Consider the following 26,094-nt stretch of genomic DNA (forward strand, 5'->3'; position numbering starts at 1 on the left):
TTCAGCCGTTCATCGACCCCAACAGCGCCGCCACCGCCGCCGGGTTCGACGGAAAATAGAAATGCATGTAGCTCGCCGTGAGCCGGCCGCGGCGGTAGATCGCCTCGCCCCCCGCGCCGCGGGTCTTGCGCGCGAAGACCAGCGGCGGGAGTTTCGTCTCGAAAGTGGAATAGTGGAAGGTGTGACCGGTGAGGCGCCCCTCGGGCAGTTCCGCTTCCAGCACGCCAAGGCCGGCGAGCCTCGATTGCATGCACGCCTGGCCCGGCAGAAGCCCGAACATCGGCCAGGATCGGCCCGCGGCATCGACGAGGGTCTCGGCGCAGGCGATCATACCGCCGCACTCGGCGAGCAGCGCCTTGCCCGCCTGCACGTGTGCGGCGAGTGCGGCAGCCATCGGGCGGTTGGCAGCGATCGCCGCCGCGTGCAGCTCGGGATAGCCGCCGGGCAGCCATACGGCATCGCACGGCGGCAAGGCGGCGTCCGCGAGCGGGGAAAAGAAGGCCGTGCGCGCCCCGAGCGCGTGTAGGGTCTCGAGGTTGGCCGGATAGAGAAAGCAGAAAGCCGCGTCGCGCGCCACCGCCACCGTCTTGCCGGAAAGAAGCGGCGGCAGGGGCGAGGGCGTATCCGCCGGGAGAAAAGTGACGGGCGGCGGTAGCTCCGCGGCCTCGGTCTGGCCGATGGCCTCGGCCATGCGCTCGAGTCGAGCTTCCAGGTCGGCGATCTCGGCCGCGGGCAGCAATCCCAGATGGCGCTCGGGCAGCGCGATGGCCTCGTCGCGCGGCAGGTGCCCCGCCCAGGCGATGTCCTCGGGCAGCGTGTCGCGGCACAGCCGCGCGTGCATGGCGCTGCCGGTGCGGTTGGCGAGCACGTGGGTGATCGGCGCGCCCTCGCGGTAGTGCTTCAATCCCCAGGCCACGGCGCCGAAACTGCCGGCCATGGCGCTCGCGTCGATGACGAGCAGGATGGGAAGATGCAGGCGGCGCGCGAGTTCGGCGGCGCTGGGTTCGCCGTCGTGCAGCCCCATCACGCCCTCGACGAGGATGAGGTCGGCTTGCCGCGCCGCACGCGCCAGGCGCCAGCGGGCGTCTTCTTCGCCAGCCATGCGAAAGTCGATCGTCTCGCAGGGCGCGCCCGACGCGAGTTCGTGGATCTGCGGATCGAGGAAATCCGGCCCGCACTTGAAGACGCGCACCCGCCGCCCCTGGCGCGTGTGCCAGCGTGCGAGCGCCGCCACCACCGTGGTCTTGCCGTGGCCGGAAGCCGGAGCGGCGACGAGCCAGGCGGGGCAGGTCAATTCCATGATGCCCCCAAGTAACCTTTGCGCACGCTTTGCCTCACCATTCGATCCCCGGCATGGCTTTCACTCCCGCCTGGAAAGCGTGCTTGACGAGCCCCATTTCGGTGACGGTGTCGGCGGCATCGACCAGTGCCGCCGGTGCGGCGCGCCCGGTGACGATGAGGTGTTGGTGCAAGGGACGCGCCCGAAACACCGCCAGCGCTTCTTCCAGGTCGAGCCAGCGGTACTTGAAGGCGTAGGTGAGCTCGTCGAGGATCACGAGCGCCACGCCGGGGTCGGCAAGCGCGGCGCGGGCCGTTTCCCAGGCGGCGCGGGCGGCGGCTGCGTCGCGCGCCGGGTCCTGCGTCTCCCAGGTGAATCCCTCGCCCATCACGTACCAGCGCACCGCCGGATGGCGGCGGAAGAAGGCTTCCTCGCCGGTGTCGGAGCGACTCTTGACGAACTGTACGACGACGGCGTTCATCCCGTGCCCCAGGGCGCGGGCGAGCATACCGAACGCAGCGCTCGATTTTCCCTTGCCGTTGCCGGTGTGGAGCAGAAAGACTCCGCGCTCGAGCGAGGCCCGGGCGATGCGCTCCTCGATCACCGCTTTTTTTCGCTGCATGCGGGCGCGATGGCGCGCTGTGTCTTCTTCAGTCATCGGCATCTTCCTCGGCGAGCAGGGCGGCGAGATAGTCTTCCGGCAGGGCGTAGCGCCGTGCGAGGCTCGCCGGACTCTCGCCGCTTGCGCGGATCTCGCGCAGCCAGCCTTCGAGGCCGCTCGAGAGGGAACGGCCGGCCTGCTCGCCGTCGCGCGCCTGGCGTTCGCCTTCTTCCAGGACGTATTTCTCGCCATAGCCGCGCGGCGTCACCATCAGGCCGTGGCGCACGAAGGTGCGGGAATTGCCCACCAGCACCGTCGAGAGCATGCCGATCTCGGCCTCGGCCATGCGCTCGAGCGTGGTCAGTTCGATGCGCTGTTTCGGCCGGTAGGCGGATTTGACGATGGCGACCGGCGTATCGGGCGCACGGTGGCGCAGCAGCAGCCGTTGGGCTTCGACGATGTGGCGCGTGCGCCGTCCGCTCTTGGGATTGTAGAGGGCGACGACGAAATCGGCGGCGGCAGCGGCCTCGAGCCGCCGGGCGATCACCGGCCAGGGGGTGAGCAGGTCGGAGAGCGAAATAGCGCAGAAATCGTGCGTGAGCGGCGCGCCCACCAAGGCGGCACAGGCGTTGATGGCCGAGGCGCCCGGGACGATCTCCACCGCCACGTCGCCCTCGGGCTGCCAACCGGCGGCGAAGAGCACTTCGAAAGTCGGCCCGGCCATGCCGTAGACCCCGGCATCGCCCGACGAGATGAGCGCCACCGTCTTGCCCTGGCGGGCACGCTCGAGCGCCTCCACCGCCCGGTCGAGCTCCTCGGTCATCGACTTGCGGATCACCTCTTTGCCTTCGAGGAGCGGCGCCACCAGGCGGACGTAGGTGACGTAGCCGATCACGGTGTCGGCCTCGGCGATGGCCTGCCGCGCTCGGGCGCTCATGTGCGCCTCGCTGCCCGGTCCGATGCCCACCAGGAAGATTTTGCCGCGGGCGGCGGCCTCGGTTCGGTTCATGACATCCTCGCGATCGAGACGGTGGCGTTGCGGCCGTCGGGGCCGCGATAGCGGTGTTTCTCCACGATCAAGGCTTCCATGCCGACGCCGGCGGCGAGCAGCGCCGCGGCTTCGGCCACCGAGGGTGTGCCGGTGTGGCGGCGCACGACTTCGGAAGGATGCGGCACCGGCACTGCCGCCAGTTCCTCGGGGGAATAGAAGCGGATCTCGCAGGGCAGCCGCGCGGCGAGGGCGAGCAGCCCCGGTTCGTCGGCCTTGAGGGTGATGCTGGCAAGGAGAACGATCGCCTCGGACGAAAGGCCAGCTTCTGCAAGCGCCTGCGAAAGCGCCGCCTCCAGCGTGGCGAGCGAGGTACCGCGATCGCAGCCGATTCCCACGGCAACTTTCATGATTCCTCCGGCGGACGATAGATCACACGCCGCCCGGCCCACCGAGGGTGATCCTCGGCGCGCCCTTCGCGGGTGATCCACAGCAGGGCGGCATATCGGTTCGGATCGGCCTCCTCCAGCCGATCGAGCACGAAGAGGTTCGCTGGCAGCGGGCCGCTGCGCCCGTTGGCGTGGCCGCGCCACCAGTCGGTACTACCCGCTTCCTGCACCAAGGCCACCGGCTCGTCGTTGACCACGGCGGCGCTGCAGTGCACGATCTCGTCGTGGCTCGCCTCGAAGCGCCAGCCGAGCTCGCGCCCGAGCAGATCGACGCACAGGGTTTCGCGGGAATCCGATGCCGTGGTGAGCACGGCCGTAGCCCCCAGCGCGAGCGCCAGATGCCCGGCGAGCGCATTCGCCCCGCCCAGATGCCCCGAGAGCACGGGAATGACGAAATGCCCCGCCTCGTCGAGCACCACCACTGCCGGATCCTGCTCCTTGTTGCGCAGGTGCGGCGCGATGAGCCGCACCACCGCCCCGAGCGAGACGACGGCCACGATCGCATCGAACGCGGCAAAGAGCGCCGGGATCTGCTCGGCCGTCTTGCCCTCGTAACACTGCGCCCTTCCTGGAGCAACCTGCTGCGCCAGTTCGGCGAATTTGGCCGGCGCGAAGACGCGAGCGCCGGGCAGTGCCGCCGCCACCCTGCCCGCCAGCGCGAGGCCGTGTCTGGTGATCGCCACCACCGCACATTTCATGACGGCACTCCCTGCGGCTTCTTGCGGCAACCGCGCCGCAATTCGCCGCGCGGCAGACCCTGCTGCCGCACGATCATCAGCGAGAGGTAATTCACTTTTTCTCCCGTGAGCATGGCCACGTCCCGAATGAGGCGCTGCTCGGGCGCGCCAACTTTCTCGCAAAAAAACGTCTGCCCGAGCAGACCGCGGCGCGCAAGCAGCGCCAAAATCTCGTCGAGCAGGGGCTTGACCTTGAGCAGCACCACGGTATCGAACGCGTCGAGCAGATGCTCGATCATCCCGACGCCGTAGGCGGCCGGAATCACCGCCATGCGGTCATCCTCCTCGGCGAGCGGCACGCCGGCCACGGCCGCTGCGGCGACGAAAGAGGGCACGCCGGGGAGGGTTTCGATCGTGCACTCCGGCGCGAGCGCTTTCACGGTACGGGCCAGATGCCCGAAAGTGGCGAACGTGGAGGCGTCGCCTTCTACCAGAAAGACGAACTCGGACGTCTCCCTCGCCAGATCGATCACCTGTTGCGCCGCCCGCTGCCAGGCGCGCTCCAGCACGTCCGCCTGGCGCGTCATGGGAAAGACGAGGGGCACGGCGTCTTCGGGCACGGCAAGGCCCGCGCGGCGTGCAATGTCGAGGGCGTAGGAATCGCCGCCGCTTCGCTTCACCGGATAGAGCCAGCGCGCGCCGCTCGTGAGCGCCTCCCAGGCGCGCCGGGTGATGAGGCCCGGATCGCCTGGACCGAGCGAAACACCGGTGAGCTTCATCCCCCCTCCTTGGCCACGGTCACGATCCACACCGGGTTTTGCGCCGCGAGCCGGTGCATGTCGAGGATGGGCTTGCTGCGGCTTGCCTGCAGCTGCACCACCTCCCAGGGAAAACCCGAGGAACGCACCGCCGCCGTGGCGGCGGCAAGATTCTCCAGAGTCACGAAATTCATCACCAGGCGGCCGCCGTCCTTGAGCCGTGCGAGGGAAAGCGCGATCAGCTCGGGCAGCTCTCCGCCCGATCCGCCGATGAATACCGCATCGGGATCGGGCCAGTCCGCCAGAGCTTCCGGCGCGCGGCCTTCGATCAGCCTGTAGTTGGCCACGCGCAGGCGGCGGGCATTCTCGCGGGCGTTGTCCGCCTCGGCCGCGTTCTTCTCGATCGCCCAGACCTCCCCCTCGGGGCACAGACGGGCACACTCCAACCCCACCGAACCGGACCCCGCACCGATGTCCCAGACGCAAGCTTCGGGCCGCAACCGGAGTTTCGCCAGCGACAGCGCCCGCGCTTCCTGCTTGGTGAGCAAGCCCTTCTCGGGGGCCCGCTGGGCGTATTCCTCGTCTTCCAGGCCGAAACGCGGCAGCCTCTCCTCTTCGCGTTCGATGAGCACCACGTTGGGATCGGGAAATTCCCTTTCCGCCGCTTCTGCCAGCGAGAGCGGCCCGAAGAGCGCCTCGTCGGCAAGCAGCAAGCGGCTCGCCACGCGCAACTTGACTTCTTCGCCATAGCCGCAGGCGATGAGTGCCCGCGCGATGCGCGAAGGATCGTTCTCCGCGCTGGTGAAGACCGCCACGCGCCGGGACTGGGCCACGGCGCGCAGAACCGGCGACAGCGGATGCCCGGGGCCCGCCGAGAGCGACCACTCGCCCGCGTCGCGCGCATGGCAACTGGCGATGCGCACCTCCTGCCACGGCAGCTTCCAGCGCGCGAAAGCGAGCTGCAGCGTCGAGACGGCTGGCAACACCGCCACCCGCGCTTCCCCCAGGCGGGCGATCAGCCAAGAGGCAAGGCCGTGGCACAGCGGATCGCCCGTGGCGAGCACCGCCACTTTCCGCCCCCTGCCGAGCGCCTCTTCCACCCAGCGCGGCACTTCGGTCAGGGCGCCGTCGAGTGCGCGCCATTCGCGGCCTTCCGGCAGGTGCGGGCGCATGAGGGCGAGGGTGCGCTCCGCGCCGATCACGAGTTCGGCCTCGTGCAGGCAGCGGCGGGACTCCTCTCCCAGACCTTTCCAGCCGTCGTCGAGGATGCCGATCACGGCACAACGTTCAGGGACATTCATCTTCTTCCACCCGGCAGATCGCCTGCCCTTCGAAATCGCACACCAGCACCGTGAGGCGGTATTCGCCCGGATGATCCGCCTTCAGACGGCGGATGGCGCGCTGGGCCACGGCGCGGTGAAATGGCACCGCCAGACCCAGCTCGGCCAGCCGTTCGGCGCCAAAACGCGCCGTCTCGGCAGCGCGGATCTCTTCCACCACCGCCTCGGGCGCGCCCACCTCGCGCGCGGCCTCGGCGAGCAGATCGCGGTCGACCTCGGCCTTCCATGCGTGCGTCACCGCCAGACCCTGGCACATCTTGGTGAGCTTGCCGATCATCGCCCCCACGTAGATGTGGCGCACGCGCCGCGCGATCGCCGCGCGAAACGCCGCCTTGACGAAGTCGCCCATCTGCACGAAAGCCGCTTCGGGCAGCTGGGGCAACTGGCGCATGGCGAATTTCTCGGTGCGCCCGCCGGTGGTGAAGACCACGGCCTCGCACCCCTGCGCCACTGCCACGTCCACGGCCTGCACCACGCTCGCGCGAAACGCCGCCGTCGAATAGGGACGAACGATGCCGGTGGTGCCGAGAATGGAGATGCCGCCCAGGATCCCCAGGCGGGCATTGAGCGTCTTCTTTGCCATCTCCTCGCCTCCGGGCACCGACACCCTCACCTCCAGCCCGTCGGTGCGCAAGAGCTCGCCCGCCGCCGCCTGCACGTTCTCGGTAATATTGCGCCGCGGCACTGGATTGATCGCCGGCCCACCCACTTCCAGCCCCAGCCCCGGCTTGGTCACCACGCCCACGCCTTCCCCGCCCCGCAGTTCGATCACGCCGGCGCGCCCGGGCAGGCGCCGCACCTCGACCGTCAGGTGCGCGCCGTGGGTGGCGTCGGGATCGTCGCCCGCGTCCTTCACCACCACCGCGCGGCACGCATCGGCATCGAGGAACCGGGCCTCATGCACGGGAAAGCGCACGATCTGCCCGTTGGGCAGGCGGCACTCGATCTCGCTGGGCGGCTCGCCCGTGACGAGCGCCATGGTCGCCGACTTCGCCGCCGCCGCCGCACACGCCCCGGTGGTAAAGCCGGTGCGGTTGCCGCGCTTCTTCGGCACGCTCTTGCGGATCTTCTCCTCGCTCACTCCTTACCCTCTTCGGCGAGCGCGAGCAAGGCGTGCAGCGCCGCCACGGCGAGGGTGGATCCCCCCTTGCGCCCGCGAATGGCGATCCACGGCACTTCCTGCTGCGCCATGAGCCGCTCCTTGGATTCGGCGGCCGAGACGAACCCCACCGGCATACCCAGTACCAGTGCCGGCCGCACGCCCTCTTCCTCGATGAGTCGAACCACCTCGATCAGCGCGGTCGGGGCATTGCCGACGGCCACGATCGACCCTTCGAGCAAGCCCAGACGGTGCGCCTTGCGCATCGCCTCGATCGCCCGGGTTCCGCCATTCGCCTTCGCCGCCGCGATCACGTCCTCGTCGGAAATGAACTGATGCGCCTTCATGCCGAAGTGCGCCAAGCGCGGCCGCGACAGCCCCACGCAGATCATCTCCACGTCGGCCACCACCGGCGCGCCGCGCCGGATCGCCGCGATGCCCGCCTCGATCGCCCCGGGGTGAAAGAACGTCAGTCCGTTGAACTCGAAATCGGCGCTCGCGTGGATCATGCGCCGCACCACCGGCCACTGCGACGCCGAATAGGAATGCGCATCGCCCACTTCGGCGTCGATGAGGGCGAAAGAATCGTGCTCGATGGCGCGCCCCAAGGCCGTGAGCTGCTCCGTGATCGCTGTCATGCTTCTTTTCCTCATCCGTGATGATGCGCGTGAGCATGCTCGTGGGCCGCGGCGGCGCGGTATTTGCAGCCGTCGCACTCGAGCATCCCCTCTCGTCCTTCCTCCCCCACCCGTGCTTCCAGCAAGGCGACGAGGCGCTCGTCGAAGCCGAAATGGCGCGCCAGCGCGAACGCCACCCGGGGATACTGCCGCCGCAGGCGCTCCACCTGCGCCCCGATGCGCTCGATCAGCACCCCGGTGAAGAGATAGACGGGAACGATCGCGATCTGCATCATGCCGAGCCTCACTTGCCGCGCCACCACCGTCTCCAGCCGCGGCCAAGTGATACCGGTAAACGCCAGATCGACCAGCTCGTGGTCATTGGCCTCGAACACCCAGCGCGCCATTTTTGCGAGCTCGGCGTTCCCTCCCGGATCCGACGAACCGCGTCCGAGCAAAATCACGCCGGTGGTGGCCGGATCGGGCACGTCCAGTTCCCCCAGCGCCTCCTGCAGCCGCTGCTGGATGAGCGAAAAAAGCTCCGCTCCCATGCCCAGATGCCGGCGCGCCACGAAGCGCACCTGCGGGTGGCGCGCCCGCGCCCGCTCGATCGCCTCGGGAAGCTCCATCTTCACGTGCCCGGCCGCGTTGAGGATGAGCGGCAGCACCACCACCTCGCGCGCGCCTTCCGCCGCCCGATCGAGCCCTTCGTCGAGCAGGATTTCGGCATGCTCGATGAAGCACAGCTCGATGTGCCACTGCGGCCGCATCTGCCGCCAGCGCGCCACGAATTCCGCGGTCTCGGCGTTGCCCGACGCCTCGCGCGAGCCGTGCGCCACCACCAGCACCGTCCGTTCGTTCATGTGTCGCTTTCCTTCGTCTTCGCCCGCCGCCAGCGATGGGTAAAAGAGGGATCGTAGAGCTTGCTGCGCGCCAGTTTCGGCCACGACGCCGCCCCCAGGGTGGGGCCGACCACGATCATCGCCTGGCTCACGATCCCCGCCTCGCGGCACGCCCGGCGCAATTCGCCGAGCGTGGTGCGCACGATGCGCTCTTCGCCCGGCCAGCTTGCCTTGTGCACCACCAGCACCGGCGCATCCTCCGGCCAGCCGGCCGCGCGCAGCCCGCGCTCGACTTCGGCAAGGCGCGTGATCGAGAGAAAGAGGCAGATCGTGCTGCGGTGCGCCGCCAGCGCCTCCAGCTCCTCGCCCGGCGGCATGGGTGTGCGCCCGGCCACCCGGGTGAGGATCACCGTCTGCGTCACCTCGGGCAGAGTCATCGACTCGCCCGCGGCCGCCATCGCCGCCATCGCCGACGACACCCCCGGCACCACTTTCCACGGAACGCCCGCCGCCGTGAGCGGCCGGGTGAGCTCGATGAGCGCCCCGTAGAGGGTGGGGTCGCCCGTCTGCAGGCGCACCACCGTCTCGTGCGCCTTCGCCGCGGCCACCAGCCACTCGGTCATCTCCTCGAGCGTCATGTCTTTCGAATCGCGGATGAGGCAACCCGGCGGCGCGTAGCGCGTCGCCGCGGCATCCACCAACGACCCGGCGAAGAGCACGGCACCGGCGCGTTCGAGCAGCCCCTTGCCCTTGACGGTGAGGAGCTCCGGATCGCCGGGGCCAGCCCCGACGAACCACACCGTTCCTGGCATCAGACCCGACCTGCGAAGAGGCGCCGCTGCAGCAACAGGGATTCCCCGCCGCCATGCCAAGCCTTGGCCGCCGCGAGCACCGCCAGGTCGATGAGCGGCTCGACGAGCACCACCGCGAGGTAGGCCGCGCCGAATGAAGCCACCTGGGCGAGATTCTCCGCGCCGATCCCCTGGCCGTAGAGCGCCCAGAACGCCACCCACGACACCACGCCCCCCTGATAGGCAAGCGACAGGCGCAGCACATCGCGATAGCGCAGATCGACGTAAGGAGTATGCGGCGGCACGATGCGCCGCGCCAGGAGCGCCGTGGCAAAGAGCGGCACGAGGAGCGTGGTCACGTTCATGCCGAACTGCGGCAGATCGGCCGGGGCGAAGAAGAGCCCTTGCATGAGCAAGCCTGCCGCCAGACCCAGAGCCGCCGCCGCGGGGCCGAAGAGCAGCAGTAGGGTGGAACCCAGGATGAGGTGGACCTCGGACACGCCCACCGGCTGGTGGGGCAGAACCTCGAAGAAACAGAACACGAGCAAGGACGCCACGAACGCGCGCAGCGCGAGCGCCGGCAAGCCGTCCTTTTTCACCACCTTGGCCGAGAGCAAGAACGCCGCCCCCAGGCTTGCGGCCGCGGTGGCATGACCCAGCAACAGTTTGGCGCCCGTGACGACGCCTGGTTCGATATGCATGACCCGTCTCCTTTGCGAACGTTTCGCCAAGACGAGCCGCACGAGGAGAAAGGGCCTACGGGAGAGGGGAAGAGGAAAAAAAACCGCCCCGGACCGTCAGCCAAACCCACACCCCGGGGCTCGCACCAACTACGCACTCCGGGCCGGTCTTCTGGCTCGCCGTCATCCGGTCCGCGCGCCTTCCCATGCCCTCGAAGGCACAGTGGCCGATGCGCTTCCCGTCAGGCTCACAGCAGCGGGGGCTGCGTCGGAATGGCGGGGCGATGCCCGCTTCACCGGCTTCCCGTTTCACCCGCTCCCAAGACATCGGAGCGAGCACCCGAAGCAAGGGCAAGATACACCGCCGCGGCGCGCGATGTCAACGCCATCCCTTCTTCTCCCCTCTTCCAGTGGATCGTGAAGAAACGCGGGCAAGTCCTTGAACGGATTCATCACGCTGCGCCCTTTTCACAGAATTATCCACAAGCCTACCCCCATCCCTGTCCGCGCTTTCCCTGTTCCCTTCCAAACGGTTCCAGACCGTGCATGAACACAGGGATTCTCCGGTAATCGTTTGTGGATCAATGAGAATATTTACCCGGCACTGGATTCCATCCCCAATTCCTCCACCGCCGCTCCCAGGTTTTTCCCGAAGTTTTCCCGACGGGGAAACGCTTGAATCCTGCGGAAGCCACAAAGTTATCCACAGATTTGGGATGAACGTTGTTTACATGGTTTTTTGTTTACTACTTCAAATTGTTTACCAACCCATGTCGCCGCAAATGACTATTCATACAGAAAGGTCTTTTTAAAGACCGTAAATTTTTTATGGTTTCTTGCTGTGGCAAACCCGCCACAGTGAACAAGGACGAGGGAAAGCGTGGGAAAGTTTGGGGAAAACTTGCCGTTTTTTCCGCATCGGAGAAAGCATTCGTCTACGCCGCACTGCTTGCAAGCCCATGCGCCCACGGGATCACCATCAAGGAAACTTCAATGTTATCAAAGTGTTTCTTTGGTTTTCCACAGATCCTCCTCGAGCATAGTAAACACTAAAAGTTTTTATAAAAGATCTGTGTACAACTACCCATCGCCGCGGCTTCGCCCCACCGTCCCTTGCCCCTTGCCCTCGCCGTCCCTTCCCCCTAGACTTCGCTGCAGCCTTCGAGAGGACCTCGCCGTGCACTTCGAACACCGCCTTTTCTTCGCTCCGGAAGAATCACTCGATGCCATCGAGGTCTGGCAGGGCCTGGCGACGCGCATCGAGCATCCGCAGGAATTCGTCCTGGGGCTGACCGGCTGCGACATCCTGGAGCGAGGCCCGGCGCACGTGCTGCGCCGGCTGCACTTTGGCCACGACAGCTACCGCGATCGCGTCGAGTGGGAAGAGGGAAAACGCCTGCGCTTCGTCGTCGAACCCCAGGACGGCCGGCCCGGCGGAACGCTGGAGATCTCGCTCATCATCGAAGGCGAACGCCTCGGGCTGAATTTCCGCTATGACACCACCCTGGACGAAGCGCTGCTTGCGCCCGACGGCCGGCCCGTGGCCGAGTGGCTTGCCCAGGCCTATGCTGCGGCCGATGCCGACACCATGGCGTGCATCGTCGCGATCGCGCGAAAGAAACGAGGAAAAGCATGATCGAATTCAAGAACCTGCGCCTCTACCGCTGGGATGGTCCGGAAGGGCGCACCTACTGGAACGAGCTCTTCCTCCGCAGTCCCTTCCTGCCGGTGGGGCCGCAGAACGAGACGAGCGAAGGCTGGGCGCCGCCCTTCGGCGACGACGAGGCCATAGCGGACATAGGGGGGCACTGGCTGGCGCATTGGGTGCGCGAGGAGCGTATCCTGCCGGCGAGCGTGGTCAAGGCCGAGGCCGAACAGCGCGCCGAGGCGATCGCCGAGGAGCGGGGCTATCCCCTCTCGCGCAAGGAACTGCGTGACCTGCGCGAGGCCATCCGCGCCGAATGGCTGCCGCGCGCCTTCACCCGGCGCCGGCGCGTGCCGGTGTGGATCGATCCGCGCGAAGGGTGGTTCGCCGTCGATGCCGGCAGCCTCGCCCTTGCCGAACGGGTGATCGACACCCTGCGCGCCAGCGCCGAACGTTTCCCCTTGAAGCCCTGGCGCACCCGGCTCGCGCCCGCCTCGGCGATGGCCGACTGGCTGCTCGCCGGCGAGGCCCCCGGCCCCTTCTCGCTCGAAGACGAAGTGCAGCTCGAAGCGCAGGACGACAGCCGCGCGCTCGTGCGCTACGCGCGGCTTCCCCTGCAGGAGGAAAAAGTCGCCGCCGAGATCCGCGCCCACCTGGCGGCCGGCAAGCGCCCGACGCGGCTCGCGCTCGCCTATGCCGACCGGCTGAGTTTCGCGCTCACCGCCGATGGAGCGCTCAAACGCCTCGCGCGCACCGACGCGGAGGACGAGACGGCGGGCGAAGCGCGCGACGCCCGCGAGCGCTTCGAGGGGCGGTTCTACCTCTTCGCCGAAACGCTGCGCGCCATGCTGCCGGCGCTGTCGGCGGCGCTTGGAGGAGAGCCCGCCGAAGACGGCGAGCAGGGAAAGAGCTCGACTTCCCCGATCTCCGGCAAAGCCGGCAGCCAGGCATCGAGCGCATGACATCCCTCTTCGAGGCACAGGCGGTATTCCGGCGCAAAGGGCGAGTGCGCCAGATGCAAGGCAGGAAGGCGCAGATCCGCGTGATAGACCCACACTCCGTCCTCCAGCCTCGCCTGCGGCGGGGGCTCCATGCCGGCGCCCGAGCCGCGGATGCGCCCTTCGACGAAAACGAGCCGGGCCGGCACCCCCTCCTCGATGCGCCAGCGCTCTTCCCACGGCGTCTTCTCGATCGAATGCTGCCAGCTCAAGGTGAAGACGCCCACGGGCAGGAAGACCGTCGTTCCCAGCGCGCTCAGGCACAGACCGCTCATGGGCACTTCATGCCGTCGGCGCTGGCCGCGGGCGATGGCGCCAGAAGTGCCACCCTAACAAAGCCAAACCGGCCGCCAACCCCAACTCGTCGGTGAGTGGTACGGCGGCAACGAGCAGGGCTGCGGCGACGAAAGCCCACAGCCGCTCTAACCAGGACATGGGACCGAGCCAGTAGCCGATCGCCGTGCAGCCCCACAGCCAGATGGCCAGCAGTGCCTTGAAGACGACGTAGGCCACCTCCATCCATCCTGGATCGCCCTGCAGCATCAGCGCCGGGGCGTATACCGCCATGAAGGGGATGATGAAGCCGGCTACCGCCACGCGGATCGCCTGCAGGCTAATGGCCAGGCCCGAGGCCCCGGCGATGGGTGCAGCGGCGAAACAGGCCAGCGCCACCGGAGGCGTGAGATCGGCCATGATGCCGAAATAGAAGACGAACATGTGGCTGACGATGAGCGGCACACCCAGGTGCAACAGGGCCGGGGCGGCGAGCGAGCTGGTGATGATGTAGTTGGGAATCGTCGGGATACCCATGCCCAGCACCAGGCATACGAGCATGGTGAGCAGCAGCGACAGGAAGAGGCTGTGCTGCCCCACGGCGAGCACCGCGTTGGCAAAGCTCGAGGCCGCCCCGGTGAGCGTCATCACGCCGATGATGACGCCGACCTGGGCGCAGGCGATCCCCACCGGCAGCGCCTGCCGCGCCCCCTCGGCCAAGGCCGCGACCAGATCCGGCAGAGTAGGCCGGCTCTTCGGGAGGAATGCGCAGGCGAGCACCAGGACGGCGATGAGCACCAGCACCGGCGCGATCCCCCAGCGGAAGAAGGCGGCGCAGATCAGCCCCAGTACGATCCAGAAAAGGGTGCGAATCGCGCCCCTCAATGCCGCCTCCGACAGGCTCGCGCCCAGGATCAGCACCACGGTGAGTAGCAGGCCGACGAGGCCGGCGAAGAGCGGCGTGTAGCCGGAAAAGAGCAGATAGACCAGCACCGCCAGCGGCAGTACCAGATGCCAGCGCTCGCGCACCGCGCGCCACGGATTGGGCAGGCTCTCCTTGGGCATGCCGGTCAGGCCCAGTCGCCCTGCCTCCAGATGCACCACCCAAAACGCCGTCACGAAGTAGAGGATGGCCGGGATGAGCGCCGCGCGCGCCACTTCCACGTATTCCACCCCGATCGTCTCGGCCATGATGAAGGCCACCGCCCCCATCACCGGCGGCATGATCTGTCCGCCCATGCTGGCCGTGGCCTCCACCCCGCCGGCAAACTCGGGACGGTAGCCGAACTGCTTCATCAGACGGATGGTGAACTGGCCGGTCGTCACCACGTTGGCCACGCCGCTGCCGTTGATCGTCCCCATGAGGGCCGACGCGACCACCGCCACCTTCGCCGGCCCGCCTTGGGTGTGTCCGACGAGTCCCAGAGCGAAATCGGTGAAGAGCTTGAGCATGCCGGCGCGCTCGAGAAAAGCGCCGAAGAGGATGAAAAGGAAGATGTAGCTCGAACTGACGTAGATCGGAATGCCGTAGATGCCTTCGGTGCCGAAGGAGAGGTGCTCGATCACCTGCTCCCATGGGTAACCACGGTGATTCAAGGGCTCCGGTAGCCAGCGCCCATAGACCGCATAGAGCACCAGCACGCCGCAGATGAGCGGCAAGGCCCAGCCCATCATGCGCTGCGTGGCGAGGAAGACGAGCACCATGAGCGTGATGCCAATCCACAGATCGAGCGAGGTCGGCTCGCCCGAGCGCAGCATCAGTTCATGCTCGAACACCCACTGATAGGCGGCCACCCCCGCCGCGAGCAGCGCGCAGGCGAGGAACAGCAGCGGAACGAGCCTCTTGCCCTTGGCCAGACCGTCGCGCGCGAGGAAGCCGAAAGTGAGCGTGAGCAGAAAACCCACATGCACGGCGCGCGTGACCAGGGAAGAGAAAGGCGTGAAGGCCGCCGTGTAGAGTTGAAAAAGGGAGAAAGCCACCGCGATGAGAAAAAGCAGGCGTGAAGCAACCCCCCTCTCGTCTTCCGCCGCTTGGCCGACGCCTTCGTGCATGGTGCCCCTCCTTCAACGGATCAGGCCGACTTCACGGTAATAGCGCTCCGCCCCCGGATGCAGCGGGATCGGCAGACCCTTGGTGGCCTCTTCGAGCTTGATTCCCTTGGCTGCGGTATGGGCGGCCACGAGCTCGTCGAGATGCTCGAACATCGACTTCGTCATGCGATAGACCACCTCTTCCGGCACCCCGCTGTGCGTCACCAGAATGTTGCGCACCGCCACCGTCGGGACGTCCTGATCCTGCCCGCTGTAGGTACCGGCCGGGATCACCGCCGGCTGGTAGGCCGGATCGCCGATCTTGGTCACGACCTCCGGCGGCACCGGGACGACGACGATGGGCACATTAGTCGCCAGGTCACGGATCGAAGAAACGCCCAAGCCGGCCGACTGCAAGGTGGCGTCGAGCTGGCGGTTCTTCATTAGTTCGACCGATTCGCCGAAGGGGAGATATTCCACCTTGCCGAGATCGGCGTAGGACAGTCCCGCGGCGGCGAGGACGGCGCGCGCATTGAGCTCGGTGCCGGATCGCGGCGCTCCCACCGACAGGCGCTTGCCGCGCAGATCCTGCAGGGTGCGGATGCCGGATTCCTTGCTCGCCACGATCTGGATATAGTTTGGATAGATCGCCGCCAGCGCCCGCAGCTTGTCGAGCTTCTGTTTGAAACCGGCTTCCTCGTTCCCCGTCCATGCTTGGGTGACGGCATCGCCCAGCGAGAAGCCCACTTCGCCGCGGCCGGCCTGCAGCAGGTTGAGATTCTCGGCGCTCGCCTTGGTCGCCTGCACACTCGTCTTGGCGCCGGGAATGGCTTCACTGTAGATCTTGGAAAGGGCCACCCCCAGCGGGTAATAGACGCCGCTCGTGCCGCCGGTGAGCACGGTGATGTAGGTCTGCGCCTGGGCCACGGCAGCGCAAGTGCACAGCGCCAGCGCAGCGATGAGGTGACGGATCGCACCCATGGTCTTCCTCCTCTGGTCGATGATCGGGCCGGTCTGGCGCCGGCTCAGGTTCTCTTTTTAGCAGCACTGCTGGGGGCGGTCAAGAACCCCTGGGTTTGGGGCTAGCTCGAGGGCCGAAATATCGGCTAGCATGGAGTCCATCGACTTTTCGCGGATCGAACCATGTCGCTCGGTATCGTCGACTATTCCACCTTTCTGATCGGCACCATCTTCATCATTTTGCTGCCGGGGCCCAATTCGCTCTACGTGATGACCACGGCCTCGCGCCATGGCGCGCGCGCCGGTGCCCGGGCGGCGCTCGGCGTACTTGTGGGGGATACGGTGCTGATGTTCGCGGCGGTGTTCGGCGCCGCCTCGCTCTTGAAGCTCGTGCCGGCGCTCTTTCTCGGTCTGCGGCTCGCGGGGGCGGTTTATTTGTGCTGGATCGGCCTGCAGCTGATGCGCGCCGCCTGGCGGGCGAGCCAAGCCTTGCGCCGCGGCGAGGCGATCGCCACGCCCGAAGAAGAAGTGCGCACGGGGGCTTTGCACCCCTTCCGTTCGGCCTTGCTCATCAGCCTGATGAACCCCAAGGCCATTCTCTTTTTCTTTTCCTTCTTCATCCAGTTCGTGGACCCTCAGGCGGAGTATCCGCTCCTCGCCTTCCTGGTGCTGGGGGTGTCGGTGCAGCTGTGCAGCATGACCTATCTCGCCACCCTGGTGCTCGCCGGCGCCAAACTCGCCGCGGCCTTCCGCCGACGCCGGCGGCTCGCCATCGGCGGCACCGGCGCGGTGGGGGCGCTCTTCGTCGCCTTCGGGATGAAGCTCGCGACGGCAAGCCTCGAATGAGGCGCCGTCGCCGGTCTCACACGTCGATGTTGCGGGCGTAGAGCGCGTTCGTCTCGATGAAGGCGCGCCGCGGCTCGACCTGCTCGCCCATCAGGGTGGTGAAGATCTCGTCGGCAGTGATGGCGTCCTCGATCTGCACGCGCAGCAGCCGCCGCACCGCCGGGTCCATGGTCGTCTCCCACAGCTGCTCGGGGTTCATCTCGCCCAGTCCTTTGTAGCGCTGCTTGACGAGGTTGCGCTCGACTTCGGCGAGGAGCCACTGCACCGCCTCGGCGAAACTGCCCACCGGCTGGCTTTTTTCGCCGCGGCGCACCTGCGCCCCCGGGCCGACGAGATCGGCCAGCGTCCGGGCGGCCTCGCGGATGAGGCGCCAGTCGTGCGAGGCGAGGAAATCGGGGTCGATGCGCGAGCGCCGGGCGTTGCCGTGGTGCATGCGCGTGAGCTCCAGCACCCACTCCTCGCTCTCTTCGTCGAACACGGCTTCGACTTCCAGCGTTCCTTCGAGCACGGCGCGCAGCCGCTCGGCACTGGCCAAGGCCGCTTCCTGGCTGGAGAGGTCGAGGGCGACGTCGTTGGCGAGAAGCGTGCGCAGCGCCTGCGCGTCGATGCGCGCGGCGTGACGGGAGATGAGCGATTCGGCCAGCAGATACTGGCGCGCCAGACCGGCGAGCGTCTCGTCACGCAGCGGTTCGGCTCCTTCGCGCGGCAGCAGTTCCGCTCCGTCGAGGGCGAGCCTGAGCAGGTGCTGCTGCAGCTCCTGGTCGTCCTTGAGGTAGAGCTCGGTCTTGCCGTGCTTGATCTTGTAGAGCGGCGGCTGGGCGATGTAGATGTGGCCGCGCTCGACGAGCTCGGGCATCTGCCGGTAGAAGAAGGTGAGCAGCAGGGTACGGATGTGGGCGCCATCGACGTCGGCGTCCGTCATGATGATGATGCGGTGGTAGCGCAGCTTCTCCGGCTTGTATTCGTCCTTGCCGATGCCGGTGCCCAGCGCCGTGATGAGGGTGGCGATCTCCTGGCTTTGCAGCAGCTTGTCGAAGCGCGCCTTCTCCACGTTGAGGATCTTGCCCTTGAGCGGCAGGATGGCCTGGAATTTGCGGTCGCGCCCCTGCTTGGCCGAGCCGCCGGCCGAATCCCCTTCGACGAGGAAGAGCTCGCACAGCGCCGGATCCTTTTCCTGGCAGTCGGCGAGCTTGCCGGGAAGCCCCACGCCGTCGAGCAAACCCTTGCGCCGCGTCATTTCACGCGCCTTGCGCGCCGCCTCGCGCGCCCGCGCCGCCTCTACGATCTTGCCGCAGATCGTCTTGGCGTCGTTGGGGTTTTCCAGCAGGAATTCGGCGAGCTTGGCCGAGACGATCTCTTCGACCGCCGGGCGCGCCTCGGAGGAGACGAGCTTCATCTTCGTCTGGCTCGCGAACTTAGGGTCGGGCATCTTCACCGACAGGACACAGGCAAGGCCCTCGCGCATGTCATCGCCCGTGATCTCGACCTTGGCCTTCTTCGCGATCTCCTGCTCTTCGATGTAGCGGTTGATGACGCGCGTGAGCGCGGCGCGCAGCCCCGTGAGGTGCGTGCCGCCGTCGGGCTGCGGGATGTTGTTGGTGTAGCACAGCACCTGTTCCTGGTAGCTGTCGTTCCACTGCATCGCCACCTCGACGGCGATCTCCACTTCGTGCCCCACGTCCTGCGGCACTTTCACCACCCCCTGGGCGTGGAAGATGTGGGGATGGATGGGCTGCTTGTTGCGGTTGAGGTATTCGACGTAGCCGCGCACCCCGCCGGAGAAGGCGAAATCCTCCTCCTTGCCGGTGCGCTGGTCGATGAGCTTGATGCGCACGCCATTGTTGAGGAAGGAGAGCTCGCGCAGGCGTTTGGCGAGGATGTCGTAATGGTATTCGACGGTGCCGAAGATTTCCTCGTCGGCGAGCCAATGCACCTCGGTGCCGCGCTTGGTGGTCGGCCCCAGTTCGCGCATCTTGCGCACCGGGATGCCGTCGATCACTTCCTCGTCGAACACGGCCGGTACGCCGCGGTGGAACTCCATGAAGTACTTCTTGCCGTCGCGCCGCACCGTGAGCCGCAGCCACTTGGAGAGCGCGTTGACGCAGGACACACCCACGCCGTGCAGCCCGCCGGAGACCTTGTAGCTGTTCTGGTTGAACTTGCCGCCGGCGTGCAGCACGCACATGACGATTTCGGCGGCGCTGCGCTTGGGCTCGTGTTTGTCGTCCCACTTGATGCCCACCGGGATGCCGCGGCCGTTGTCGATCACCGACACGGAGTTGTCGGCGTGGATCGTCACCACGATCTCGTCGCAGTAACCGGCCAGCGCCTCGTCGATGGCGTTGTCGACCACCTCGAACACCATGTGGTGCAGACCGGTGCCGTCGGAGGTATCGCCGATGTACATGCCGGGACGCTTGCGCACGGCCTCCAGCCCTTCGAGCTGCTGGATGGCGGATTCGTCGTAGGTTTCGCTGGGAGTTTTCTGCACGTCTCGGCTCATGACGGAAATTCTTTCCTCGTATCGATAAAATGTCTGACAGATTTTTCTTGCTGCGGTTCTACAGGCGCATCGGCATCACGACGTATTCGAAGCCTTCGTCCTCGGGGACGGTGATGAGCGTGGCGGCGTTGCCGTCCTTGAGCGACAGATGCACGACCTCGTTGGTGAGCGCCCCCAGCACGTCGAGCAGATAGCCGACGTTGAAGCCGATTTCCAGCGGTTGGCCGTCGTAGGCGATCTCGATCTCCTCGACCGCCTCTTCCTGCTCGGCGTTGTGGCTCGACAGGCGCACCAGGCCCGGGGAGAAGGAGAGTTTGACCGGGCGGATCTTGTCGCTGGCAAGGATCGCCACGCGCTGCAAGGACTGCTGCAGCTCGGTACGCACGAAGGAGACGCGGATGGGGTGATCCTTGGGAATGACGCGGCGGAAGTCGGGGAAGCGCCCGTCGATGATCTTGCTGAGGAATTCGGTGTCCTTGAAACGAAACACGATCTGTTTGTCGGCGATGCGCACTTCCACCGTCTCGTCGCTGTCGGCGAGCAGCCGCTGCAGTTCGCCCACCGCCTTGCGCGGTACGATGGCTTCGCGTGCGCCAGACAGGGGCTCGGAGAGCGGCTGGGCGCAGTGGGCGAGGCGGTGGCTGTCGGTGGTGACCACGTCGAGCCGGTCGCCCTCGGCGGCAAAGAGCATGCCGACGAGGTAATAACGGATGTCCTGCTGCGCCATGGCGTAGGAAGTGAGCGCGATCAGCCGCCGCAGCTCGCGCTGGGTGAGCCGCATCGGCGCGTCTTCTCCCTGCGGTGCCACCAGGCGGGGGAATTCTTCGGCCGGCAGCGCCTGCAGCGTGAAGCGGCTGCGGCCGCAGCGCAGCACCAGGCGGCTGTCGCCGTCGCGCTCGAGCCGTATCACCGCGCCTTCGGGCAGGCTGCGCAGGATGTCGAGCAGCTTCTTCGCATTGACGGTGAGCCTTCCCTCTTCACCCGGCAGCTCGCTCGCGTCGATGCGTACGGCGAGCTGCATCTCGCCGTCGGTGGCGGTGAGGCCGAGGCGGCCGGCGTCGCGCTCGAGCAGCACGTTGGCGAGGATGGGCATCGTCTGGCGTTTTTCGACCACGCCGCTCGCGGCCAGCAGCGGTTGCAGCAGCTGGTCGCGGGTCGATTCGAGAAAAAGCATTCGGTCTCTCTCCTGCAATGAAAGTCTTCAGCCGCGCAGCACCTGCAGCAGCACGTGGACGTCGTGGTTGAGCTGGGGGTCGGTCAGCCGCAGCTCGTTGATCGTGCGGTAGGCGTGCAGCACCGTCGTGTGGTCGCGCCCGCCGAAGGCCTCGCCGATGGCCGGCAGCGACAGCGGCGTGAGCTCCTTGGCGAGCCACATCGCCACCTGGCGCGGCCGCGCCACCGCGCGCGTGCGCTTCTTCGAGTGCATGTCGGCGACCTTGGTCTTGTAGTAGTCGGCCACCGTCTTCTGGATGTGCTCGACGCTGAGCTGGCGGTTGTAGGCGTGCAGGATGTCCTTGAGCGCCTCCTTGGCCAGCTCCAGCGTGATCGGCTGGCTGTGGAAGTTGGCGAAGGCCACCACCTTGTTGAGCGCGCCTTCGAGCTCGCGCACGTTCGAGCGCAGGTTCTTGGCGATCAGGAAGGCCACGTCGTCGCCCACCTGCACGCCCAGCAGTTGCGCCTTCTTCTGCACGATGGCCACCCGCATCTCGAGCTCGGGCGGTTCGATCTGCACCGTCAGGCCCCAGTCGAAGCGCGAGATGAGCCGGTCTTCCAGCCCTTGGATGTCTTTGGGGTAGGTGTCGCAGGTGATGACGATCTGCTTGTGCGCCTCGGTGAGGGCGTTGAAGGCGTGGAAGAACTCTTCCTGCGTGCGCGCCTTGTTCTGGAAGAACTGGATGTCGTCGATGAGCAGCACGTCGAGCGAACGGTAGTAGCGCTTGAAGGCGTCGAAGCTCTTCTGCTGGTAGGCGCGCACCACGTCGGCATAGTAATCTTCCGCGTGCACGTAGCGGATCACCACGCGCGGGTCGGTGCGGAAAATGGCATTGCCGATGGCATGGATGAGGTGGGTCTTGCCCAGGCCGACGCCGCCGTAGACGAAAAGGGGGTTGTAGGAGGCGCCCGGATTGTGCGCCACCTGCATGGCCGCGGCGCGGGCCAGATCGTTGGCGCGGCCGGTCACCAGGGTGTCGAAGGTCGCCGCCGGGTTGAGCCGCGTGCGCTCGTAGAGGGCTTCGAGGGTCGAGGAAGGAGCGACGTCCTCGGCAAGCGGCAGAGGGCGGCGTTTCGGGGCGCTGCGACCGGGCCTGGGCTTGGGTTCGGTGGAACTCTCCTCTGCCGGCGACGCAGCAGGGGGGGATTCCTGAGCCGCCGCCGCGGGCGTCTCGGTCGCGTCGGTCGATGAAGGGACTTCGGCGGATGCGGCACGGGAGGGGCGCGGCGGCGTTCCCCCTTTGGTCGCCGCGCCCAGCTGCAGTTCGGCCTGGGCGATGCCGAGCTCGGCGAGATGCTCGGCGATCTTGGGCCAATAGCGCTCGCGCACCCACTGCAGGATGAAGCGGTTGGGGGCGAGCACGCGCAGCCGCACCCCTTCGCCGCCTTCCTCGGGTTCGGCGCTCAAGGCGCGGATCCAGGTGTTGAATTGCTGCGCCGGCAGCGAGGCACGCAGACGCTCGCAGCAGGCGGTCCACGCTTCGTGACTCAAGGAAAGCCCTCTGGATGGATTGACGATGCTCGAGGGGGTATTCTAACCCGTCCACGCCGAAAGGGGAGTTATCCACAGGATGGGCGAAATCGCGGCGCACGCAGCAGCCCAAGCCAAGGTATTGGTAAAATGAGCGGCCTTTATCCCCTGAGGCCCTTCTTCGGCCGACGGCGGGAAACTTACGGGCGTGACATCGATCGATGCATCGATGCGTTTTTTCCACACCTCCCTGTGAAGGAGCCGGTCATGAAAAAGCTCTTCTTGTTGTTCGGCGCGCTCTTATGCTCGCTCGCTTCGGGTGCGGCGATGGCCGAGGACAAGCCCTTGCGCATCGGCATCGAAGCCGCCTATCCCCCCTTCGCCTACAAGACGCCCGAGGGCAAGCTCGCCGGTTTCGACTACGACATCGGCAACGCCCTGTGCGAGGAGATGAAGGTCAAGTGCCAGTGGATCGAGCAGGAGTTCGACGGCCTGATCCCTGCGCTGAAGGTGCGCAAGATCGACGCGGTGATCTCTTCGATGTCGATCACCGACGAGCGCAAGAAATCGGTCGATTTCAGCAAGAAATACTACTACACCCCCGGCCGCCTGGTGATGAAGGCGGGCAGTGAGGTGAAGGATCCCCTGGTCGATCTGAAGGGCAAGAAAGTCGGCGTGCAGCGCGCCACCATTTTCGACCGCTATGCCACCGACGTCTTCGCCCCGGCCGGCATCGAGGTGGTGCGCTACGCATCGCAGGAAGAAGTCTTCCTCGACCTCGTCGCCGGGCGCATCGACGCTTCGCTCGCCGACGCGGTGAGCATCCAGTTCGGCTTTCTCCAAACCGATGCCGGTAAAGGGTTCGCCACGGTGGGGCCGGCCTTCACCGACCGGAAGTATTTCGGCGAGGGTATCGGCGTGGCGGTGCGCAAGGGCGACACGGCGCTGGTGGAGAAATTCAACGCCGCCATCGACGCGATCCGCGCCAACGGCAAGTACCAGCAAATCGCGAAGAAATACTTCGATTTCGACATCTATGGCGAATGAGCCCGTTGGAGGTGGGCGATGAGCGGCGGCTATTGGCTCACCATCGTCGAAGGCAGCTGGCTGACGCTGCGCCTGGCGCTGGGCTCCATGGCGCTGGCCGTGGCGCTGGGGCTCGCGGGGGCGGGAGCGCGGCTCTCGCCGCTGCGCCCGCTTGCCTGGCTCGGTGAAGCCTACGCCACCGTGATCCGCGGCATCCCGGATCTGGTGATGATTCTTTTGGTCTATTTTGGCGGTCAGGATCTCGTCAATCGCGCCGCGGCGCTCGTCGGTCACGAAGACTACATCGACATCGACCCGTTCGCCGCCGGCGTGGCCACCCTGGGATTCATCTTCGGTGCCTATCTGTCGGAGACCTTCCGCGGAGCCTTCCTCTCCATCCCCAAAGGGCAGGTGGAGGCCGGATTCGCCTACGGCATGAGTCGCTGGCAGGTGTTCCGCCGCATCCTGTGGCCGGAGACGGTGCGCCTGTCGATTCCCGGCATCGCCAACAACTGGCTGGTGCTCATCAAGTCCACCGCCCTCGTGTCGGTGCTGGGCCTGCCGGACATGATGTTCCACGCCAAGCAGGCGGGGGACGCCACGCGCCAGCCCTTCACCTATCTGCTGCTCGCCGGGGCGCTCTACCTGGCGATCACTAGCGTGTCGCTGCTCGCACTGCGCGTGATCGAGAAGCGGTTCTCCCTGGGCGTACGGGAAGTGCAGCTGTGATCCTCGATTTTTCCGTCATCTGGGAGAATCTGCCCCAGTTCCTGCACGGCGTGGGCGTCACGCTGCAGCTGCTCTTCGTGTCGCTCGCCGTGGGCTTCGTCTGGGCGGTGCCGCTTGCGCTGATGCGGGTGTCGGGTTCGCCCTGGCTCAACCTGCCCGTCTGGTTCTATACCTACGTGATCCGCGGCACGCCCATGCTCGTGCAGCTCTTCCTGCTCTATTACGGCGTGGCGCAGTTCGAGGCCGTGCGCGCGAGCCTTTTCTGGCCTTGGCTGTCGGACGCCACTTTCTGCGCCTGCCTGGCGTTCGCCATCAACACTTCCGGCTACACCGCGGAGATCATCGCCGGTTGCCTCAAGACCACCCCGCCGGGTGAGATCGAGGCGGCGCGCGCCGCCGGCATGTCGCGCCTGCAGATGTACCGGCGTATCCTCCTGCCTTCGGCGCTGCGCCGGGCGCTGCCGCAGTACAGCAACGAAGTGGTGATGATGCTGCACGCCACCAGCATGGCTTCGCTCGTGACGCTCGCCGACATCACCGGCGTGGCGCGCACGATCAGCGCGCAGTATTTCCTGCCCTTCGAGGCTTACCTCACCGCCGGCGCCTTCTATCTCGTGCTCACGTTCCTGTTGCTGCAGCTCTTCAAGGCCGCCGAGCGCCGCTGGCTCGCCCACCTGCGGCCGCAGCGTCGCTGAACCATTTTCCTGTCGCCAGACCCGATCCGCAAGGCGAACCATTCATGGTCAAACTCGAAGTCGACGATTTGCACAAGCGCTATGGGGCGCACGAAGTCCTCAAAGGGGTTTCGCTCAAGGCCGACGCCGGCGACGTCATCAGCGTCATCGGCTCGAGCGGTTCGGGCAAGAGCACGCTGCTGCGCTGCATCAACCTGCTCGAGCAGCCCAACGCCGGGCGCATCGTGCTCGACGGCGAAGAATTGCGGCTCGTGCCGGCCAAGGACGGCACCCTGCGCGCGGCCGATCGCAAGCAGCTGCAGCGCATCCGCTCGCGCCTGGCCATGGTCTTCCAGCATTTCAACCTGTGGTCGCACATGACCGCGCTGGAGAACGTGATCGAGGTGCCGGTACACGTGCTGGGCGTGCCAAAAAAGGAGGCGATCGAGCGCGCCGAGCATTACCTCGCCAAGGTCGGCGTGGCGCACCGCAAGAACGCCTATCCCTCGCACATGTCCGGCGGCGAGCAGCAGCGCGTGGCGATCGCCCGGGCGCTGGCAGTGGAGCCAGAGGTGATGCTCTTCGACGAGCCGACCTCGGCGCTCGACCCCGAGCTCGTCGGCGAGGTGCTCAAAGTGATGCGCGACCTCGCGCAGGAGGGCCGCACCATGATCGTGGTCACGCACGAGATGGGCTTCGCGCGCGAGGTGTCCACGCACGTCATGTTCCTGCACCAGGGGCTGGTCGAGGAAGAGGGCAACCCGCGCGAAGTGCTGGCGCGCCCGCGCAGCGAGCGGCTGCAGCAGTTCCTTTCGGGGAATTTGAAGTGAGGCGTTTCAGCGCAGCACGACCTCCACGAGGTAGCCGGGCTGTTTGAGGCTCGTGAGCACGAAGCGCTCGAAACGCGGACAGGCGGCAAGCGTCGCCGCGGCGATCGCGCGGGCAGCGGGCAGGAGGCGATCGTCGTCGACCATGTTGAGCACGGGGATCACGCGTTTTCCCGATGTGCCTTGCAATAGCCCGTTTTCATGCGTGTAGAGCGCGACGAAGTCGGCGATGGTCACCGGCTCGCCGAGGGCGCGTCCGGTGAGTGCGGAGACGCGCTCGGGGCGATGCGCGATCGCCTCGGAGAGGGGCTGTCCCAGCGCCTGGAGCGAGAGGACGAGGAGCACCGTGTCGGTCGCCTCGGGCAGGCTCGGTTCGTGCGGCGCCGGGGCCTTGAGGAGCCGCGAGCGGGCACCGTCGGCCTTCACCAGCGTGAGATCGAACCTGCCTTCGCGGTGCAGCCGGTCGATGCGCGCACCGGACACCGCTGCTACCCGCCCCGGCTTGTCCGAGGGCGTGGCATAGGCCACTTTCCGCCCGCGGCTTGCGCGTACCTTTTCTTCGAGTTCGTCTTCGGGGGCGACGAGGATCTCGGCGCCCAGTTCCGGGCCGAAGGAGGTGATGAAGGTGGTGGTGGTGAGGGCCACGCGTCCCGGGTGGGCGGCGAAGATCTGGTAGAGCGAGGTCTTCTTGCCGCCTGCGCCAACGGCGGCGAGGATGCCGCGCCGGGCGCCCAGCGCTTCGAGGAGCTCGGTTGCTCGTTCGCTCATTGGAGATCCC

General features: G+C 66.8%; 25 protein-coding genes, 1 pseudogene and 1 riboswitch. Of the genes and pseudogenes, 7 read left to right on the top strand and 19 right to left on the bottom strand.

What is annotated here, in order from left to right; all coding sequences use genetic code 11:
* Nucleotide 1: 1 nt before the first annotated feature.
* The 12 genes from OA56_RS02440 to OA56_RS02495 are packed head-to-tail and all read right to left on the bottom strand — an operon-like array spanning nt 2 to nt 10,142.
* Complete coding sequence (locus OA56_RS02440) at nt 2-1,300, bottom strand: cobyrinate a,c-diamide synthase (RefSeq protein ID WP_461583303.1); 1,299 nt, start codon at nt 1,298-1,300, stop codon at nt 2-4.
* Nucleotides 1,301-1,334: 34 nt separating this feature from the next.
* Nucleotides 1,335-1,937 (bottom strand): cob(I)yrinic acid a,c-diamide adenosyltransferase, encoded by a 603-nt coding sequence (gene cobO, locus OA56_RS02445; RefSeq protein ID WP_088178259.1) that lies wholly within the window; start codon nt 1,935-1,937, stop codon nt 1,335-1,337.
* Nucleotides 1,930-2,889 (bottom strand): precorrin-3B C(17)-methyltransferase, encoded by a 960-nt coding sequence (cobJ, locus tag OA56_RS02450; RefSeq protein ID WP_072247910.1) that lies wholly within the window; start codon nt 2,887-2,889, stop codon nt 1,930-1,932. The genes cobO and cobJ overlap by 8 nt, the downstream gene beginning before the upstream one ends.
* Nucleotides 2,886-3,278, bottom strand: coding sequence for a cobalamin biosynthesis protein (locus OA56_RS02455; protein WP_055423037.1), 393 nt, complete (start codon nt 3,276-3,278; stop codon nt 2,886-2,888). Before OA56_RS02455 ends, cobJ begins: the two co-directional genes overlap by 4 nt.
* Complete coding sequence (locus OA56_RS02460) at nt 3,275-4,015, bottom strand: cobalamin biosynthesis central domain-containing protein (RefSeq protein WP_461583304.1); 741 nt, start codon at nt 4,013-4,015, stop codon at nt 3,275-3,277. The genes OA56_RS02455 and OA56_RS02460 overlap by 4 nt, the downstream gene beginning before the upstream one ends.
* Nucleotides 4,012-4,773: a precorrin-2 C(20)-methyltransferase gene (gene cobI / locus OA56_RS02465; RefSeq protein WP_461583305.1), complete on the bottom strand. Its 762-nt coding sequence runs from the start codon at nt 4,771-4,773 to the stop codon at nt 4,012-4,014. The genes OA56_RS02460 and cobI overlap by 4 nt, the downstream gene beginning before the upstream one ends.
* Entirely contained in the window at nt 4,770-6,053 is a 1,284-nt protein-coding gene (locus OA56_RS02470; protein WP_055423040.1) for a bifunctional cobalt-precorrin-7 (C(5))-methyltransferase/cobalt-precorrin-6B (C(15))-methyltransferase, read from the bottom strand. The genes cobI and OA56_RS02470 overlap by 4 nt, the downstream gene beginning before the upstream one ends.
* The gene (locus OA56_RS02475) at nt 6,040-7,173 is read right to left on the bottom strand and encodes a cobalt-precorrin-5B (C(1))-methyltransferase (protein ID WP_461583306.1); all 1,134 of its coding nucleotides are present in this window, start codon (nt 7,171-7,173) and stop codon (nt 6,040-6,042) included. Before OA56_RS02475 ends, OA56_RS02470 begins: the two co-directional genes overlap by 14 nt.
* Nucleotides 7,170-7,829 (bottom strand): precorrin-8X methylmutase, encoded by a 660-nt coding sequence (locus OA56_RS02480; protein ID WP_198288989.1) that lies wholly within the window; start codon nt 7,827-7,829, stop codon nt 7,170-7,172. Before OA56_RS02480 ends, OA56_RS02475 begins: the two co-directional genes overlap by 4 nt.
* Before the next feature lie 11 nt (nt 7,830-7,840).
* Nucleotides 7,841-8,671 (bottom strand): sirohydrochlorin chelatase, encoded by an 831-nt coding sequence (locus OA56_RS02485; protein WP_055423043.1) that lies wholly within the window; start codon nt 8,669-8,671, stop codon nt 7,841-7,843.
* Nucleotides 8,668-9,462 carry a precorrin-4 C(11)-methyltransferase gene (cobM, locus tag OA56_RS02490; protein WP_055423044.1) on the bottom strand — a complete coding sequence of 265 codons (795 nt, stop codon included), beginning with the start codon at nt 9,460-9,462 and terminating at the stop codon, nt 8,668-8,670. The genes OA56_RS02485 and cobM overlap by 4 nt, the downstream gene beginning before the upstream one ends.
* Nucleotides 9,462-10,142: an energy-coupling factor ABC transporter permease gene (locus tag OA56_RS02495; protein ID WP_055423045.1), complete on the bottom strand. Its 681-nt coding sequence runs from the start codon at nt 10,140-10,142 to the stop codon at nt 9,462-9,464. Before OA56_RS02495 ends, cobM begins: the two co-directional genes overlap by 1 nt.
* Before the next feature lie 124 nt (nt 10,143-10,266).
* A riboswitch (cobalamin riboswitch) is annotated at nt 10,267-10,480 on the bottom strand.
* 818 nt (nt 10,481-11,298) lie between these two features.
* Between OA56_RS02495 and OA56_RS02500 the strand changes: the two genes are divergently transcribed.
* The gene (locus tag OA56_RS02500) at nt 11,299-11,757 is read left to right on the top strand and encodes an AtaL-like protein (protein WP_461583307.1); all 459 of its coding nucleotides are present in this window, start codon (nt 11,299-11,301) and stop codon (nt 11,755-11,757) included.
* Nucleotides 11,754-12,587, top strand: a pseudogene (locus tag OA56_RS02505) (recombination-associated protein RdgC); the annotation flags it as partial. The gene OA56_RS02500 and the pseudogene OA56_RS02505, both read left to right, overlap by 4 nt.
* On the opposite strand, the gene OA56_RS02510 reads toward OA56_RS02505, so the two are convergent.
* From OA56_RS02510 to OA56_RS02520, 3 genes are read right to left on the bottom strand one after another with little or no spacing between them, the layout of a single operon-like run.
* A complete protein-coding gene (locus OA56_RS02510; RefSeq protein ID WP_461583308.1) occupies nt 12,584-13,039 on the bottom strand; it encodes a DUF1850 domain-containing protein in 456 nt (151 codons plus the stop codon). The pseudogene OA56_RS02505 and the gene OA56_RS02510 overlap by 4 nt on opposite strands.
* 7 nt (nt 13,040-13,046) lie before the next feature.
* Nucleotides 13,047-15,089, bottom strand: a complete 2,043-nt coding sequence (locus OA56_RS02515; protein ID WP_461583309.1) for a TRAP transporter permease — start codon at nt 15,087-15,089, stop codon at nt 13,047-13,049.
* A gap of 12 nt (nt 15,090-15,101) precedes the next feature.
* Entirely contained in the window at nt 15,102-16,049 is a 948-nt protein-coding gene (locus OA56_RS02520; RefSeq protein ID WP_461583310.1) for a TAXI family TRAP transporter solute-binding subunit, read from the bottom strand.
* 162 nt (nt 16,050-16,211) lie between these two features.
* On the opposite strand from OA56_RS02520, the gene leuE reads away from it, so the two are divergent.
* Entirely contained in the window at nt 16,212-16,874 is a 663-nt protein-coding gene (gene leuE / locus OA56_RS02525; protein ID WP_055423049.1) for a leucine efflux protein LeuE, read from the top strand.
* Between the two features lie 16 nt (nt 16,875-16,890).
* On the opposite strand, the gene gyrB is transcribed toward leuE, so the two are convergent.
* Genes gyrB through dnaA form a run of 3 tightly spaced genes read right to left on the bottom strand, consistent with a single transcriptional unit; the run spans nt 16,891 to nt 22,081 of the window.
* Nucleotides 16,891-19,377: a DNA topoisomerase (ATP-hydrolyzing) subunit B gene (gene gyrB / locus OA56_RS02530; RefSeq protein WP_461583311.1), complete on the bottom strand. Its 2,487-nt coding sequence runs from the start codon at nt 19,375-19,377 to the stop codon at nt 16,891-16,893.
* Between the two features lie 58 nt (nt 19,378-19,435).
* Nucleotides 19,436-20,551, bottom strand: a complete 1,116-nt coding sequence (gene dnaN, locus OA56_RS02535; protein ID WP_055423051.1) for a DNA polymerase III subunit beta — start codon at nt 20,549-20,551, stop codon at nt 19,436-19,438.
* 27 nt (nt 20,552-20,578) lie between these two features.
* Nucleotides 20,579-22,081 (bottom strand): chromosomal replication initiator protein DnaA, encoded by a 1,503-nt coding sequence (gene dnaA, locus OA56_RS02540; RefSeq protein WP_055423052.1) that lies wholly within the window; start codon nt 22,079-22,081, stop codon nt 20,579-20,581.
* 246 nt (nt 22,082-22,327) lie between these two features.
* Between dnaA and OA56_RS02545 the strand changes: the two genes are divergently transcribed.
* From OA56_RS02545 to OA56_RS02560, 4 genes are read left to right on the top strand one after another with little or no spacing between them, the layout of a single operon-like run.
* Nucleotides 22,328-23,107, top strand: coding sequence for an ABC transporter substrate-binding protein (locus OA56_RS02545; protein ID WP_055423053.1), 780 nt, complete (start codon nt 22,328-22,330; stop codon nt 23,105-23,107).
* A gap of 18 nt (nt 23,108-23,125) precedes the next feature.
* Complete coding sequence (locus tag OA56_RS02550; protein WP_461583312.1) at nt 23,126-23,815, top strand: ABC transporter permease; 690 nt, start codon at nt 23,126-23,128, stop codon at nt 23,813-23,815.
* Nucleotides 23,812-24,510, top strand: coding sequence for an ABC transporter permease (locus tag OA56_RS02555; RefSeq protein WP_141056440.1), 699 nt, complete (start codon nt 23,812-23,814; stop codon nt 24,508-24,510). The genes OA56_RS02550 and OA56_RS02555 overlap by 4 nt, the downstream gene beginning before the upstream one ends.
* A 44-nt stretch (nt 24,511-24,554) precedes the next feature.
* Nucleotides 24,555-25,319 (top strand): ABC transporter ATP-binding protein, encoded by a 765-nt coding sequence (locus tag OA56_RS02560; RefSeq protein WP_028875250.1) that lies wholly within the window; start codon nt 24,555-24,557, stop codon nt 25,317-25,319.
* A 6-nt stretch (nt 25,320-25,325) separates the two neighbouring features.
* Here OA56_RS02560 and yqeC read toward each other — a convergent pair whose 3' ends face one another.
* On the bottom strand, nt 25,326-26,084 hold the full coding sequence (gene yqeC / locus OA56_RS02565) for a selenium cofactor biosynthesis protein YqeC (RefSeq protein ID WP_141056439.1): 759 nt from the start codon (nt 26,082-26,084) through the stop codon (nt 25,326-25,328).
* Nucleotides 26,085-26,094: the final 10 nt, after the last annotated feature.

It is taken from the genome of Tepidiphilus sp. HLB4 (assembly GCF_054823945.1).